Origin of the sequence: Paenibacillus sp. S28, assembly GCF_016624415.1 — a bacterium.
GTDB lineage: Bacteria > Bacillota > Bacilli > Paenibacillales > Paenibacillaceae > Paenibacillus_AQ > Paenibacillus_AQ favisporus.
Map to the genome: position 1 here is coordinate 42,627 of NZ_JACVTM010000007.1, position 15,870 is coordinate 58,496.

The following is a 15,870-nucleotide window of genomic DNA, read 5'->3' on the forward strand; positions in this document are numbered from 1 at the left end:
CCTGTCGCTTACAAAATAAACAGCAGCCCCCTACTCTCCGTTATCCTTCCCGTTAGTTGAGGAAAAAGCAGCCAGCTTTTAGATCGGCTGCCCTCAAATATCTTCGTTGAGCTATCATTTCCCGTTAGCTTAAAGGACTTGGTTGCTACACTTCAGGTTGTACACCGTGAGGGTCTAAGCGAGAAATCCGTTGAAACGGCTTTGTCTTCCAAAATTCATAAGGTACGAAACCCTTACTCCGAATTGCATCTAATGATCTTGACTTCATATGAGGACGAGTAATGTACTGTTCTATGTTGCTCACCGTCAACCTTACAAACATAGCTTCCACTATCTCTTCTGGCTGAATTTTTAATTGGCCATCAATGATGTCTGCTCTAAATACCACCGATAATAGATTGCTTGTTTCCTTGTAATAAATTCCCGTTACACCAATGGGACGTATCAGAATTCCAGTCTCTTCAAGGACTTCACGAGTAAATGCATCATCAAGTGATTCACCTTCTTCTACATTTCCACCAGGGAATTCCCACGTGTCCGAGCGCCAATGAGTCTTTACTAACAGAACTTCACCTTTATTATTCTCAATGAGTGCCGACACTGAAATCTGATGTTTTGGCGGCAAATATGCATCTACCAAAGAAATCCCCCCATTCACAAGCATCCTCAATCATCATATAACATGAAATTAGCTTGTCGTCTTACAATATGGATTTTTATATCATAAATGTTTTGTATAAAATGAGTGTAATTCGAAAATTTCGGCGACTTATTCGTGTCAGCGCTTTCCATTAACATCATCTCTCATTAAAGGTTTCGGGTAAATTCTGACTGGGGTGGTGCTTTCGGGAATGTATTAGCAAGCGCCCCTTAACGATGGCAAAAAAAGACCCGCTGCTGGCTCAGGCGCTGCGTCGGGTCCCTTTTTCAAGTGCAGGCTTATTCGGATATCATGCGGTTCGTGAGGCTGCCCAGCTTCTCGATATTGATCGTGACGATGTCGCCGGCCTTTAAGTAGACCTGATTCTCTGGCGGTTTGCCGAGCACGACGCCTTCCGGCGTCCCGGTCAAAATAATGTCGCCGGGCATGAGCGTCATATGGTGCGAAATGTAGCTGACGATCTCGTCGCAGCGGAAAATCATGTCCGACGTGTTGGAATGCTGTCGCACTTCTCCGTTTACTATGCACTTGATGTCTAATGCGTTCGGATCGCCGACCTCGTCCGCGGTAACGAGGTACGGCCCGAGCGGCGAAAATTTGTCGCACGACTTCCCAAGCAGCCACTGCTGAGTGCGCATCTGCAGGTCACGCGCCGACAAATCGTTGGCGGCGCAGTAGCCGAATACGTAGTCCAGCGCCTCTTCCTTGGCGACATATTTGGCCGTCTTGCCAATCACGATAACGAGCTCGGCTTCGTAGTCAACTTTCTGCGATGTGCGCGGCAGCGGCACGTCTTCGCCGTCACCAGCCAACGTGTTGCTGAATTTGCTGAACAGAATCGGAGACTCCGGGATTGGCGCGTTTGTCTCCTCGGCGTGTTTGCGGTAATTAAGGCCGACGCAAATGATTTTGTTCGGGTGTGTAACACACGGTCCGAGCTTGAGACCAGATTTTCCGAGCAGGACGTCGCTGCAAGACGCCAGTGTGCGGTTAACTGCTTGCTGCAGCGTCCGTATCGCTTCCTCCCCTCCTTCGATCACTTCGTGTACGGTGCGTGGCCCCGGGCCGTCACCAAGCGCCGCCGCAACGTCGACGATGCCTACCTCGGTAGCGACACCGAGACGGTATGTATTACCTTCAAGATAGGTTAGCAGTTTCATAGGATATGGTCCTCCCTAAGCATTTTTTCCGAAGACGAGGACGCCATCGATGTAGAGTGGCAAGCCCATCATGAACTTCGGTTCTATCGTTCCTGTTAGTTAATTCAATTCACAAATAAAAGCCGCGACTGGTTTTGAAATGACTAATTCTCCACCGCATGATTCAATTTTTTGTCTAGTTAGAGTAAGGAAAGTGTGTGAGATTGCTTCCCGTTGTTCTCGACTTAATGATATGTCATGAAAAGGACCTTGATAGAGTTGAGTTGCCATATAGTATTTTAACACAGGCTCTGGATCTGTTACCTTGAATCCTGCCTCATAAGTTAATAGTTTTACTCGATTAAAGTGCTCTAACAGTATTGCTTCCCCATTTTCTAAGGAAAAAGGAATCGGATCTTCTTTAATTTCAAATGGTATATGTAACTGATGCATTGTCTCCTGATGCAGTGCGAAGAATTCAGGCATCCCCTGGCTGCTATTAGTAGTAGCTAAAAATTGTCCTGTATTTCTTAAAACTCTGCTAATTTCCTTCAATCCTTTTTTCAAATCAGGTAGATGGTAAAGCATGTGATTAGCCATGACGACATCAAACTCATCAGAAAGAAACGGCAATTTCTCAGCGTCAGCAATCATATGGAGGATAGGTAGCCCTTCCTGTTCTGCCTGAATACGTGCTGAATTCATAACTCCTTCTGTTAAGTCACAGCAAACCATAAACCCGCCATTATTCTTCAAAATTTTACTGGTGGGGATCGAGAACCTCCCATTCCCTGTCCCAATATCAAGAACGCGTTCACTGCCCAACAAGTTAAGCTTATCTATGGTCCAAGTTTCAAACATTTCTTTTGATATTCCGTATTTACCCATGACCTCATACTTAGCATTAAGATTATTACCTGTGTTATAAATCAATTGTATGCTTTCTTTATTTTGTGAATTCTCGTAGTAGTTCCGGAGTTGACTCATTTCTCCCCTCCTAACCGTACTTTAATTGTTCACAAATTCAATATAAATTAAATTCTTAATAAAAGTTAGGGGGTGAATTTGTCGATATTCCTGTAGTCTAATTAGCACTATTTTGCCCGTTAGCTTAATGTCTGAAGTCAGTTATATATATGTTATTCCGTTTTTGCGGGCATCAGCTTATCGTATTCGGTTCTTCTTTGGACCCTGCTCAGACACGTATTATAAAATGCTAAAAACTACAATATCTTTAAAACAAAAAAAGCCGCAATTTTACGCGGCTTATAAGCTTGTATGTTCTTGTCGTCTTACAACCTTATCATCATTCTTCTGTTTTAATCAAACAGAAGTTTCTTATATCATGGTTTTGTGTTTATGAATAAAGCAAAAATCAAAATAGTATAGCTAAAAAATAAGATAAATGCATTTAAAATTATTCCCCACCACGCATATGACCTTGTTCCCCTTCTCTTAAAAAGACCCAGAACTCCCAAAACCAATCCTATAATCCCAGTTTCCTTTAACGGGAATATATTCATTACTAACAAGTCTTGTTGTATTAAACCAATATTAATGATAGCCAATTCCAAAATTCCTAAGAATGAAGATATCATGCCTAAGATATTAAATATCTGCCACTTCCAAGTGCATTCCTTCTTGTTAGGATCTTTTCCTTTTATGAATGCCAATTCCATAATTTAGAATCCTCCACCTTTATGGTACGAATCATAGGCTTGTCTTCAATTTTTCTTATCTCATTGACTGGGCCGGTAACGACTGCACCATATATTTTAATACCATTCTTCTCTATATAAGTTAAACCCTTGGATATAGAAAGGGCTTTTGCCCTAGAAACTTGGGTTGCTAATTTTTCATTTTTGGACAGTGACTTCAATATACTGATAAAAGTTTCTTCATTTGATTTCGACCCAATAAATGGTGACCAGGGATCGCTATCTTTCATAAAGGGATAGCCTAATGGCGATGTATATATGCCCTCTGCATTTTCACCAGATTCCCCGGTTTCAACCGCTACCCAAACAACATCAAGGTTCGGAAAGTAATTGTTGATTTCTTCTGGTGTGTAATCTTTATCAAAAGAAATATAAACTTCTGCTACAGTATCAGAGGCCAGGCCATTAAGGACTTCTCGCTCCCTAAAATCATCAAATGTCATAGAAGCATCAGGGTGAAGAAATCCAGTGCTTTCAGATGAAACAAAAGCTTCGGGTACCGGTTTATCAAGTAAATTCCTTCGATCTACTGAAGAAACATGATTTCCTAGAAAATGAATATTATATTCGGCAGTTCTAAAGTCTTCTTTCCCTACCCTTTTAAGAGTGTAAAAATATGCATCCATAGAAAAAATCCCAATTTTACTGCTTATACCCTGCCCTTCTATTTTAGTGTTTGGTTCTGTAACATATGCAACTTTGCTTATGGTGTCTAACATCTGGTTCGCTTTTCCCGAGTAATACATATAGGTGACAATAGTAAGAGCTGGATTTAATAATAATAGAATTGCGAGCACACTTATAATCGTTGTCATTCTCGAGTGGAATTTTGCCTTTTTTATTATTTTCTGTTCTTGGGATCCCTCGAAATTCTCAATTGACCTATAGTCATTAACAAAATCATTAAGGGTATCATAATAATCGTCATGAGTTTTAAATTTAGGTCCTTTTACATTTTGATTTGTATCATCAGATCCCGATTGATCGTCCTTCTTCTTATCGTCATCGTCCTTCATCATTACCTTGACCTCTCTTTTTGAAGTATTTCTCTTAATTTTCTTCTACCGCGTATTAGATGACTTTTTAGTGTATTTAAATTAAGATTCAGTATATCCGCAGCTTCGATCAGTTTTAGCTGATGAAAATCACAGAGTAAAATAGCTTGGGCCTCATTGTCAGACAGAGTTCGTATTAATCTAAGGAGATTTTGTAAACCATCTTTGTCGATAGTATGTTTTTCCGGTGACCGGTAATCTAGTTGTTCATTTAGTTTTTCTTTTAAAATTAACCTCTTTCTTTTGCGCGTATAGTCAATAAACACGCGGTAACCTACTTTAAATAGCCATGGCTTAACTGCATCAACTTCACTACTTTCTAAGTATAAATAAGCCCGATAGAATGTTTCATGCACCATATCCTCCGCTAAATAATGATCATTTGAAAGGGAAAATAAATATCGGTATAAATCATTTACATACCGTTGATAAAGAAGCTCTAAATCCATTGTGTACTCCTTTCAATGTATCCACGTTTAGCGTATTAATAAAGTTGCATGAAATTATGTATTTTTTTAAAAAATTTAACTGCAAACCCAGTGTTTTGTTGGTTATAATCCCGAATCCAAGGCGGCTTACTTTTTGAAAACAGGAAACAGTTCCACCGCCCCAACCATAAAAAAATCACAATAAAATAAAAAGAACCCAAAATCAGACCTTCTTTAAGAGGAGGAAATGATAATGGATTTTAGTGATTCTCGGTCTGTTCGATTCGGAAGACAAGATATAAGTAAGATGCTTCCCTTTGTAGTATTAAAAAAAAGTATGATACGGCTCCTGATAAGGAAATGTTCTCCTTTGCATTTATTTGGTTACTCCGATGACTTATCCATTGGTCCGCAGGAGCATGTCGAGATGACTAGACCTTCGTTTCTAGGGGATGGATTACCTGCTGCATAGGTGGGCAACATCCCGGCAAAAAGGGCGATCATGATCATCACCGCAATCATACGACTTGAATATCTGACCACTTTAGACCACAACTCAAGATTCAATTTGTTTGCGCTTATATTTTTTCTTTCCCCTCCTTTCGCAAGAGCTTTCATTTGGGTCTTTCAATAATGCAAGAAAAATCTCCTTGCCGGGAGAATGCTTAGCGGATCTTGAGCAACATATTCGAGTCGCGATCGCTCAAGATCCGCAGTTCGGATATCGATTCTCGAATTCAAGCTGGAGCACACATCCATCCGAGACACCGGGTCGAATGGGCCCATCGAATGGGAAGAGCTGACCAAGATAAGATGAATCATATCGAAGGTTTGACCAATGTACTCACGCGCCGTTTGTTAACAAGCGTTCGAGTTTTGTCTCGGTAAAACAATCGGAGCCACACTTCCATTAATCGGATTTCTAACAAGATGCATTACTTTAGCCAAGCTATAAAGCGCGCGAGCATGATGGATACTTCAGCCCGCGAGACAACACTGGCAGGGTCCAGAAGGTTCCCTGGCTTGCCGTTCAGGATTCCCACTTCCGTAGCCCAGCTCATGGCGTCCTTTGCCCAAGCGGAAATCTCGCCGCTGTCCGCAAAGCTCTTGCCGATGCCGTCCACAGCAGGTTGATCGCCGTACCGGTAAAGGAGCGTGATCAGCTGCTCACGGGTAATAGCAGCCTTCGGAACGCTGCCGTCGCTGATCCCCTCAGCCACTGCCCAGTCCTGCGCCTTGCTGTACCAATACAAGCCCCCTTCGGTCTCGGCGCCGTCCAGCCGGGCCATCACGGTGAAGAGCATTGCGCGGCTCATGGATGCATTGGGGGCAAAATTCTCTTTATCTGTCCCTAGGAACAGTTCACGGCTAGCAGTAAAAGCAATCGAATCCGCAGCCCAATGGTGGTCAGGAACATCCTTAAATGTGATCTTGTTGTCTACCAGCTTCACCGTTACATCGCCCCTGACTAGGATACTCAATCCATTCTCCGTCATTACGGAGGTCCCGATGATTGTTCTGGAGCGGTCACCTCTGACCGTATAGGCTACAGTGGAGGCGGAGGCTTTCTTGACGGGAATTGTAATCCGTGCTTGTGCCACTCCTTCGGGTAGATGAACTTCGGCCGTTACTTCCCCTAGAGACGTCGTGATTGTCTCAACCTTCACACCCTGCGAATCGGTGACGACAGAACGGCTGCTTCCGTCCGGCTTGCTCACTGTCTCGCTTTTGCTGCCGTCTTGCTTCGTGACCACTTCGGTCAGAGTGCCACTGCGTTCCTTCGTGATGACTTTACGGTCGCCATTCGGCCAGACGGTGGTTTCCGTAACCGTTCCGGTTGCCTGGTCTGTGTCGATAGTAGTTGTGCTGCCGTCCCCATTCTTAGTGATCGGGGCAGGCTTAGATGGGGCAGTCGAACTGGCAGGCTCGTCACCAGAATTGCTGCCGCCGCTGGTCGCATATACACCGACAGTCACAACGCAAGACGCTGTGTAACTGCCATCTGTAGTAGTCGCCGTAATCACAGTCGTGCCAGAAGCGTGGGCACGCACAAGTCCGTGCTCATCCACAGTAGCTACAGCCGGATTTGACGTGCTCCAAATCACGGTCTTATTAGATGCTTCAGCGGGTTCTACATGTGCGGTGAGCTGGACAGTAGAGCGACCATAGTTGGTATACAATTGTGCACTGGTTTGGTTTAGTCTCACACTAGTGACAGGAATCGATTGATTAAAAGCCATAATAGTGAACTCCACATAAGGACTTGCTTTATGTGTGTCCGTTTCGCGGTATCGAACCCAGTACGTTCCGGGCGGCAGATTGGCAAGTGTATCACCTTCTACATTTAGCCAGGTGCCCCCATGATCTGAAGACCATTCCATGGAATCATTCACCCCGGTGATACGTCCATCATTGGCGCCAGCCGCTGTTTCATCGACTTTCCCAAGACCCTCTGGCGCAGCCTTTGGTCCTCCTATGACCATAGCTTTGAAATCATCAAAATCGATGGAGGCATTGGCGTATCCGTCAATACCGAACCGTTGTCCGATCAGCTTGTCACCGCCTGTATGGCGGAAATTGTAATCCGTAGCTACCGGAACATCGTCGAGATAGACGGTGTAGGTCTTGTTATCCCAGTTGGCCACCATTTTGATTTTGTACCAAGTATTGTAGGACACGTTTTGGACTGCTTTCTTGGATCCACCGTTCTGTACAATAAACTTACCGGTATCAAAAGCAGTGACCATCGAATAATTGCCGGTACCGCTGTCGTTTCTCATCATGGCGCCATTCGCGTATTGGAAGCTGCTGTTTAATCTGGCGCGATATTCGATGACGATGCGCTGATCCCCCTCCGCTTTTACCTCCCCTGTATATGGCAGGAACAGGTTTGCCTTGCCCGAGGTAGCGGTCGTGGTCAGTCGAAGAAATTTATTCCCATCCTCTTCCTTTACCGTTGCGGTAGCTCCATTGGTCAGATCTTCGGTGGTGATACCGTAAGGGTATTTGCCTACCGTATCGCCGGAGAAATCCCGGTAAGCATTATAGGCAACGCCATCCTGCACGCTGTTAAGCGAACCTAACAGAGCCTCTTCCGCCTGAGCGAGATTATCCAGTTCCCCGTCAAACTGCTCTTTGCTCAGATCCGGGTTGAAGGCCATCTCCTCCGCTTTATCCACCTCGGCCACAAAAGCGTCATACTTGGATTGGCTATAGTTGCCTAACCCAGTGCCCAACGGATAAGAGAAATTCGCCAGTCTATTGCGGAGCTGATTCACAATGTCATCAAGGCCCCATCCTGCAACAACTTCTACGGATACAGTGGAAGGAATATCTCGGCCATCCACCTTCAGAATGACTGGCACCTGAACCGTACCAAGAGAACTGAAGTCCATTCCCTCCGGCTTCCAGCTGACAACTTCCGCCGTCATCGACTCGCTATTATAGACAATATCCACAACGCTGGGCGGATCAGGAGTCACTCCGGAAGGAGTCTTCACTTCGGAAACCACCTGAACCGCATCAGAAGCCTCAATTACCGTCAAATGGATTGCCGTTTTGCTGCCGTTGTATTCGGCTGTAATAAGAGCTGTACCCGGTTTATCTGCGTATACCGAAGGGGTGACCGAGACAGTATCAATCCGGGCCACCTCAGGATCGCTGCTGGTATACTGAGCATCAGCTGTCACATTCTTCATTTCATAGTTGTTATAGCGAGCAGTTACCTGCAATGGACGGCTACTCTGTCCGCTGGTCAGGACGCTGTCCAATCCGCTCATGTCAAGTGACTGCACCGATCTAGGCTCTGCGACTATGGTTACCGCGGCCGTTGTTGTTTTCCCATTATATGTCGCGGTAATTGTCGTACTGCCCGCCCCGACAGCTTTAATCTGATCCCCTTCATCAATAATGGCTACCTTCGTGTCGGAAGAACTGAAGGTAGCTCCTGTATCGATAGCAGTATAGGTAGCGCCCGTTACCGTATACAGGGGCAAACTGCGGGTTTCGTTCAACCCCAGGGTGAATCCCGGGGATTCAAATAAAATTTCCGATGTATCCAGCTTAAATAGATCCATACTGTCGATTTCGGCAAGATTGCTCCCTTTCGAGAAGCGGATGATATTGTCGCCTTCCTTAAGGAAGACTTTCGCCGCGGAGGTTCCCCAACGATTCGGACCAGAATAGACGATGTTCAATTTGGCACCGGAGCCGCCGTTGACCGACAATATATGGGAGGCATCCGCCGCATTGGGAGAGCCATTGGCATTGCGCACGGACAGGTTATAGAATCCCGCCTCCGGCACATTTACTGTAAACTGTGCATAATCATTGGCGTTCTTGATACCCGCGATTTTCATCCCGCCTGATGCGGTGCTTTCCCGCTGGACAGCCGGAGAAGTTTCTCCATTCGGATCCTTCACCAACAACGCATTCTCCGCTTCATAGCGCTTACGCATCGGCTCGCCGGAAGGTATGGCAATCGGTATGTTCGGATCTACCGGCTCTCCCAAGTTCGGCGTATTGTCGTCATTCCAAGTGAATTTCTGCGCGTAGACTTTACGGGTCCATCCTGACCCTGGCCAGCGAGCAGCATGGTAAATGATCCAGTCCTCCGTACCATCAGGAGATGAGACGACACTATGATGGCCAGGTCCGTAAACACCATTGGCGCTAGAAAAGATCGGCTTATCCCGCTTTTCCCAGGAGCCTGGGTTCATTAAATCGTCGCTAATCTTGGCCGTGATCAACCCGAGGGAGTAACTGTCTGTCCAGCTTCCGTTGGCCGAATAGATCAGATTGATCGTGTCGCCTTTTACAGTGACCTCGGGGCCTTCATTGATCCTCCCCGGGGAAGTTTCCCAGTCATATTCAGGCGTTGAAATCAGGACCCGTTCCGAACTGATGGTCCGTGGATCGCTCATCTTTGCGATATATAAATTTTGAAAGCTTCCGTCGGTTTCCTCCCAGCCGGACCAAATAAAATAGTGATCCTCATTTACAGTCAGCACTGTTCCGTCAATTGCCCAACGATCGGTGGAATCGGTAATCTTCCCTTTGAACTCCCAGGTTCCCGTCATCGGATTATCACTGGCGTTCTCCAGCACGTACATGCGATGGTTTGCATTGGTTCCGTCGTCAGCTGCGAAGTAGATATACCATTTGAATAGGCCATCGTTATCTCTGAGATAGTGCATTTCAGGCGCCCAAACATCGGAACTGTACATGGTACCTTTAACCGGTGTCCAGGCTAGGCTTCTCTCGCCCGCCTCAATGCCGGTAATGGTCTTCGCTCTGCGGATCATGATGCCGCTGGCATTGACAAAGACATTGTAGTAGTAGCCGTCCGTATGCTTGTAAACCCATGGGTCGGCCCCTGTCTGCATAATAACATTGTAGAAATCAGACACATCCTTTCCCTCCTGCCGGGATGCCAAATCCGCCCTATCTGGCGTTTGCTCTGCCGCCATAGCCGCTCCGTTCCATTGCGGCAGCATCAGCAGCACTGCGAGACAAAACAGCAAATACCTGAATCTTTTCCTATCCCATAAAACCGCTTTCAACTTCATCCATCCCCCTGTCATTGATTTTTTCAGCCATGTCCTCATTCTACTTTCAGAGAAAATTTAAAAAATGTACTATCTTAAATTGTTTTGGTAACCGTTTTAGAAAAAGTGTCTTGACCTTCGGATTATACTTAACCCTCTCAACGTCTGATTGTTATCGCCGGGAATTCGAAGAAAAAAAGGACACAATCCCCGATTAAGGGGTGTGTCCTGAAGAAAAACATTACATTGTAGTGTGTCCGGCTATCGACATAACCTTATTCTTCCGAAGGTTTGCGGTTGTTTAACAGCTTTGGAATCCTCACGGTCACTGTTGTTCCATGGCCGAACTGGCTTTGTATGGCGATCCCGTAACCCTCTCCAAACAATAGCCGGAGCCTGTTATGGATATTGGAAAGTCCGATGCTTGTAGCAGGTTGGCCATCTGGTGCAGGTTCCGGGGATGCCATGCCCAGCTTAGCCTGTAGGGAAGCCAATTGCTCCGGGTCCATGCCCTTCCCGGTATCCGTGATTTGGAAGCACACGTCCCCATGCGCATCTATGCTCCCGGTAACTTGAAGCCGGCCCCCTTGATCCATCCGTTCCAGCCCATGATAGACTGCATTCTCCACAATGGGTTGGAGAATCATCTTGGGGGTTTGCATCTCCAGGAGTCCCTCGTCCACTTCGATCTCGATGATAAATTTATTTTCATACCGGATGGCGATAATGTTCACATAAGCCTGAATACAGTCCAGCTCTTCCCTTATCCGTACAAGATCATCTTTTCTTATACTGTACCGGAATATTTTGGACATGCAAGATGCAATTTGCGCGATCTCCCTGCTTCCGTATTCCAATCCGATGCTGCTGATGCAATTGAGCGTATTATAGAGAAAATGGGGGTTGATCTGGCTTTGCAGGGCAGCAAACTCCGCCTGTTTCTGACTCAGCTCAGATTCATATAATCTGGCCTGGGTATTGATCATATCTCTTGCCATCTGTTCCCTTTCATTGATTACCCGGTTAATGTCGTCGGCCAGCATGCCTACTTCATTGGTAGACCGGACTTTAATGCGGAAGCCCATGTCCCGGCTCCCCACTCTCTTCATATCAAGAACAAGTCCCATCACTGGACGCATCAGATTGTTCATAAAGAAACTGCCCATGATAAGCATGCTTAGAATCATCCCAATCCCCACGATAATGCTGACTTTCCGTATAGGGTTCATGTCTGCGGTAAGCTCTTGCACTGGAATCATACTCACAACCCGCCACCCGTCTGCCTGCTCCAAACCCTTAACCTGGACAAGAATATCTTCCCCATCAATCGTTGTTTTGACCCCGTTAAGCAGAATGCCCTTATCCATAGACAGAACTTCCCTGAATAACGCACCTCGGGCATTGGAATTGGTGGAAGCAATCACCTCATCCCGGCTATTCAGAATGTACAAGGTAGAGTTGGGCGTTAATTCCGTATTTTCTACAAGCCCCTGCATTTTGTCCATATTGACCAAAACGGTACAGTAACCCGTAATTTGGGAGAAATAGATTCCCCCGATGGCCTCCACAATCGGCGCTATATAAAAGAACTGTTCCGTTCCTGTTCTGTCATCTTTTAGAATCGAGGTGAACATCCCCTTGTCCCGGAGCGAAGGATCTTCCTTATACTTCTGGATAAAGGTATCGTAACGATTGAGAAAAAAAATATCTCCGCTTGCTGATGCCAAACTGTAAAGCCGTCTTCCCCGAATATCATTAATTACAATTCCGTCCACATACGAATTAAAGGATCTCATATATTCCATGAGATCCAATGCATTTGGACCGCTGTTAAACGCCCTTTGGTAATCATCATCCACTACTGAAAATTCCTGAACCCGTCTGCTATTGACCGCAATGCTGGTGCTGACCCTGATATCACTAAATGCAGAATCAATTTTGCGGCGTGTTTGTTCTATCATCTGGTTACTGTAATGGGCGGCTCTCTTCTGAGTTAAATTAGAGAAACTATAATAATAATAAAATTCCATGACAGTAAATATGATGATTGAGAAAAAAAAGATAAGCCATATCTGATGCTTCAATTTCAGTTTACTGATCTTCATGGCCCGCCGCTCCGTTCATATCAACTTTTTCTGAATTTGGTAGGGGTCATCCCGCAATGCTTCTTAAACACTTTATTGAAATAATAATAATCGACATACCCGGCCTGAATGGCCACTTCTTCAATGGATAGATCCGTTCGCTTCAGGAGCTCACGGGCTTTCTTGATTCTCAGCTCCGACACATATTCTGAGAAGGTTTTGCCCAGATTTTTTCTGAATAATTGGCAGCAATACACCTGGTTAATGAAGAATTGGGCAGATAAATCCTTCAAATACAATTTCTGCTCAAAATGATGGTTGATATAATTGATCATCCTGTTGAAGCAGGACTGGATGTCCCCTTCCTGCACAGAGCGGCTGTTTCCTATCCTGATGGAGTCGAGAACCTCATGTAAAAAGCTGCATAGCGATTCAAAGTGTTCAAATCGTTCCTTGATCTCGGAATAATTCAGGAATTCCAGTTCCATATCCTTCAATTCCTCAGAATATGCTTTGATAAGGATCCCGACGGCTTGATTCCACAGGTAGACAACCTCAGACATGCCCAGATGATGATCCCTGAAATATGCCTGCAGCCCTTTAATGTACGCATCCACATCGTCAAATTGATTTCCCAGTAGGATGTGGTGGATTTCATCGATACATGGCTTCACCAGATGAAGCTTCGGCTCGTAGTGAACGACGCCCCCAGCTTCTTCAAGAAAAACCTGGGAAGCGGACAGGTCTGCTTCTTTAACGAGCTTGCTCATGTGCTTTAGTTGATTAGAGATGCTGCTGACGCCCATAACGTGGATGCCCGTCTTTTTGAGAACCCATTTATCCGAAAGTCCTTCCAGACAAGCCCTATGCTCCGTCATCAGGACAACTAGCATTTTTCGGGCACCGGCTTCAACTTCCACAACATAAACAGGCTTTCCCTCCAAAGAAAGCAGGTTCCTAATATTTTTATTTTCTCCCTCGAAATAGATGGTCAACACCTGATAATAGTACACAGCTGCATCATCGGGAAGTGGTAGGAAGCTCTTTATCTCGTCCTCATTCGCCGAGGTCAGTGCATCCAGAAGGAGTTGGTTGCGTGCTGTGCTTCTTCGGGAGAAGTGCATGGCCAGCTTCGCAATGAAGGGATCAGCCTTATCGATATCCAAAGGTTTCAGGAAATAATCCAGCGCGCCATAGCGCAGCGCTTCCTGTGCATATTCAAATTCCGCATAACCGCTTACGATGACAAACTCAATGTCCAGCCCTTCTACTTTGGCCCTCTTCATCAGATCCAGTCCGGATATCTCAGGCATACGGATATCCGTAAATACCAAATCGGGTTCATTCGCTTTTATGGCATCCCACGCCGTGTAAGCGCTTTTAAATTGTCCGATAATTTCAAATCCATATTTATCCCAATCGAAGGCGTTGCGGATTCCTTTAATTGCCCACGGCTCATCATCTACAATCATGACCTTGTACATGGGTATCCTCCTGAACATATGGATTCCCCCGAATAATAGCAAAATTATTCGGGAACAGCAACGAAAAAAGGATAAACCACAGACTGGTTTATCCTTATGCCATGGATTACTTGCTCTGTGCTTTGACATCTCTATAATTCTTTATATTCTCATCCTGAACAGCCTGACCGCCGGCGTCCATATATTCTTTCACCAGCTTGTCATACAAGGCGTCGAACTCTGCCGGCTTGGCAACGACCAGCCTGTCACTCATTTGCTTGTTCATGTCACCCAACGTTTTGCCGTACTTGATACTAGCTTCGTTCGAGACGCCGTAATAGAAGCCTGTATAACCATCCGTCGTATTGATCTTGTATGATTCGACAGCCAGTTTTTCATAGTTTTGATCTCCGGCTGCTAAGGCTGCTGCGTACGTTCGGACATTCTTTTCGGTATCGCCCAGCTCTGCACCGTTAACAATTAGAGTATAATCCATATTCAGATTGCTCGTTTGCATATTTTCGCCGGATTGCGCAATCCCTTGCGGGATGCCGTTTACAAGCTTATGGTTGACGCCTTCTTCGCCAAACTGAAGGAAGAACAACACCTCCGGATCAGCCATCCAGTTCAGATACTTTATGGCCAGCTCCGCATTCTTGCTGCTTTTCGGGATGAAGGAGAAAATCCCGTTTTCATTGTACATCTCTTTCAGGTATTTCCCCTCATCGTTTTTGAAGGTATCTACAGCAACATAGTTGGCATCAGGTGCATTTTGCTTCAGTGGTTCACGAATTTTTTGTGAAAGTGGATAATCCCAGTTGGCAGCGTAGAAGCCTACCTTGCCATTGGTCACATCGGCATCCGCTTGTTTGGTTGTTTTATCCAGCGCAAAGTCGGGGCTGATCAGCTTTTCATTGTACAGTTTGTTCAGCCATTTATAAGCATCCTTAGTGCCGGGCTTCAGCCAATTGGTGGTGGTAACGAATTCCTCCTCCGACATCGGACCCCAGAACGAAGGAATCAGGTTGCCAAAGGTGTAGTTCATGCCGGAAGCCGCTGTTGCCCACGGAATGACACCATCCACATTACCCGGGTTCTTGTCACGGAAAGCAACGAGGATATTATATAATTCATCCCGATTCGTTGGAACAGGCATTCCCAGCTTATCCAGCCAATCCTTGCGGATAAACATGCCGTTCCAAGCAATCAGAGTCCGCTTGCCTGGGATCGAGATTTGTTTGCCCTCATATTTCCCGTAGGAAAGAACTTTCTCGCCCAGATAAGACTTTAATTGCTGACCATGCTTCTCCAACAATTCGTCCAGTGTATAAAGGCCACCGCTTTTTGCGAAACGGGTTACGGTATTCCCGTCATAAGTGAAGGAAATATCAGGAGCCTCGTTGGCAGCCATCAACACATTCAGCTTATCGACTTCTTGGGAACGGGGGACAGGAACAAATTTTACAATGGCGTTATTAGGCTTCCCGAATTTTTCATTGACATATTTGGTCCACTTGTTGTTGTTTAAGTCCGGTTGTCCCTGAATACCTCTGTCAAACACTTCCACTGTCAAGGTTACTGGGGAACCGGAGCCCGTTTCCGATGCGTTGGACCCTTTTGATACCGTCTCCCCATTGTTATTGCCTGCGCCACCACAGCCTGCCACTCCTACGGCTAGAAGCACTGTGCTGAATAGAATTGCTGCTTTCTTCTTTATGCCCTTATACACGTTAACCACCCTTTCGTTCTTGTGATTGATTCTTTTAAATCATCCGC

10 protein-coding genes are annotated in these 15,870 nt (G+C 45.6%); all 10 read right to left on the reverse strand.

Annotation, left to right across the window (positions count from 1 at the left end; translation table 11 throughout):
- Window positions 1-145: 145 nt before the first annotated feature.
- The 10 genes from IAE55_RS17955 to IAE55_RS18000 all read right to left on the reverse strand — a co-directional run bounded on the left by IAE55_RS17955 (window position 146) and on the right by IAE55_RS18000 (window position 15,823).
- On the reverse strand, window positions 146-664 hold the full coding sequence (locus tag IAE55_RS17955; RefSeq protein ID WP_200633424.1) for an NUDIX hydrolase: 519 nt from the start codon (window positions 662-664) through the stop codon (window positions 146-148).
- Between the two features lie 275 nt (window positions 665-939).
- Window positions 940-1,821: a fumarylacetoacetate hydrolase family protein gene (locus tag IAE55_RS17960; RefSeq protein WP_200633425.1), complete on the reverse strand. Its 882-nt coding sequence runs from the start codon at window positions 1,819-1,821 to the stop codon at window positions 940-942.
- Between the two features lie 99 nt (window positions 1,822-1,920).
- Window positions 1,921-2,787: a class I SAM-dependent methyltransferase gene (locus IAE55_RS17965; protein WP_200633426.1), complete on the reverse strand. Its 867-nt coding sequence runs from the start codon at window positions 2,785-2,787 to the stop codon at window positions 1,921-1,923.
- Between the two features lie 356 nt (window positions 2,788-3,143).
- The gene (locus IAE55_RS17970) at window positions 3,144-3,479 is read right to left on the reverse strand and encodes a hypothetical protein (protein ID WP_192714003.1); all 336 of its coding nucleotides are present in this window, start codon (window positions 3,477-3,479) and stop codon (window positions 3,144-3,146) included.
- Window positions 3,461-4,537: an anti-sigma factor gene (locus IAE55_RS17975; protein WP_200633427.1), complete on the reverse strand. Its 1,077-nt coding sequence runs from the start codon at window positions 4,535-4,537 to the stop codon at window positions 3,461-3,463. Before IAE55_RS17975 ends, IAE55_RS17970 begins: the two co-directional genes overlap by 19 nt.
- Window positions 4,537-5,022 carry a sigma-70 family RNA polymerase sigma factor gene (locus tag IAE55_RS17980; RefSeq protein WP_192714001.1) on the reverse strand — a complete coding sequence of 162 codons (486 nt, stop codon included), beginning with the start codon at window positions 5,020-5,022 and terminating at the stop codon, window positions 4,537-4,539. Before IAE55_RS17980 ends, IAE55_RS17975 begins: the two co-directional genes overlap by 1 nt.
- Window positions 5,023-5,936: 914 nt before the next feature.
- Entirely contained in the window at window positions 5,937-10,568 is a 4,632-nt protein-coding gene (locus IAE55_RS17985) for a family 43 glycosylhydrolase (protein ID WP_200633428.1), read from the reverse strand.
- Window positions 10,569-10,822: 254 nt separating this feature from the next.
- On the reverse strand, window positions 10,823-12,274 hold the full coding sequence (locus IAE55_RS17990; RefSeq protein ID WP_234489655.1) for a sensor histidine kinase: 1,452 nt from the start codon (window positions 12,272-12,274) through the stop codon (window positions 10,823-10,825).
- 398 nt (window positions 12,275-12,672) lie between these two features.
- A complete protein-coding gene (locus tag IAE55_RS17995) occupies window positions 12,673-14,115 on the reverse strand; it encodes a response regulator (RefSeq protein WP_200633430.1) in 1,443 nt (480 codons plus the stop codon).
- 106 nt (window positions 14,116-14,221) lie between these two features.
- Window positions 14,222-15,823 (reverse strand): extracellular solute-binding protein, encoded by a 1,602-nt coding sequence (locus tag IAE55_RS18000; RefSeq protein ID WP_200633431.1) that lies wholly within the window; start codon window positions 15,821-15,823, stop codon window positions 14,222-14,224.
- Between the last annotated feature and the right edge of the window lie 47 nt (window positions 15,824-15,870).

Coding starts and splice junctions, on each gene's coding strand:
- IAE55_RS17985 (WP_200633428.1), bottom strand. CDS start 10,568: ATGAAGTTGAAAGCGGTTTTATGGGATAGGAAAAGATTCAGGTATTTG.
- IAE55_RS17970 (WP_192714003.1), bottom strand. CDS start 3,479: ATGGAATTGGCATTCATAAAAGGAAAAGATCCTAACAAGAAGGAATGC.
- IAE55_RS17980 (WP_192714001.1), bottom strand. CDS start 5,022: ATGGATTTAGAGCTTCTTTATCAACGGTATGTAAATGATTTATACCGA.
- IAE55_RS17995 (WP_200633430.1), bottom strand. CDS start 14,115: ATGTACAAGGTCATGATTGTAGATGATGAGCCGTGGGCAATTAAAGGA.
- IAE55_RS17960 (WP_200633425.1), bottom strand. CDS start 1,821: ATGAAACTGCTAACCTATCTTGAAGGTAATACATACCGTCTCGGTGTC.
- IAE55_RS17965 (WP_200633426.1), bottom strand. CDS start 2,787: ATGAGTCAACTCCGGAACTACTACGAGAATTCACAAAATAAAGAAAGC.
- IAE55_RS17955 (WP_200633424.1), bottom strand. CDS start 664: ATGCTTGTGAATGGGGGGATTTCTTTGGTAGATGCATATTTGCCGCCA.
- IAE55_RS17975 (WP_200633427.1), bottom strand. CDS start 4,537: ATGATGAAGGACGATGACGATAAGAAGAAGGACGATCAATCGGGATCT.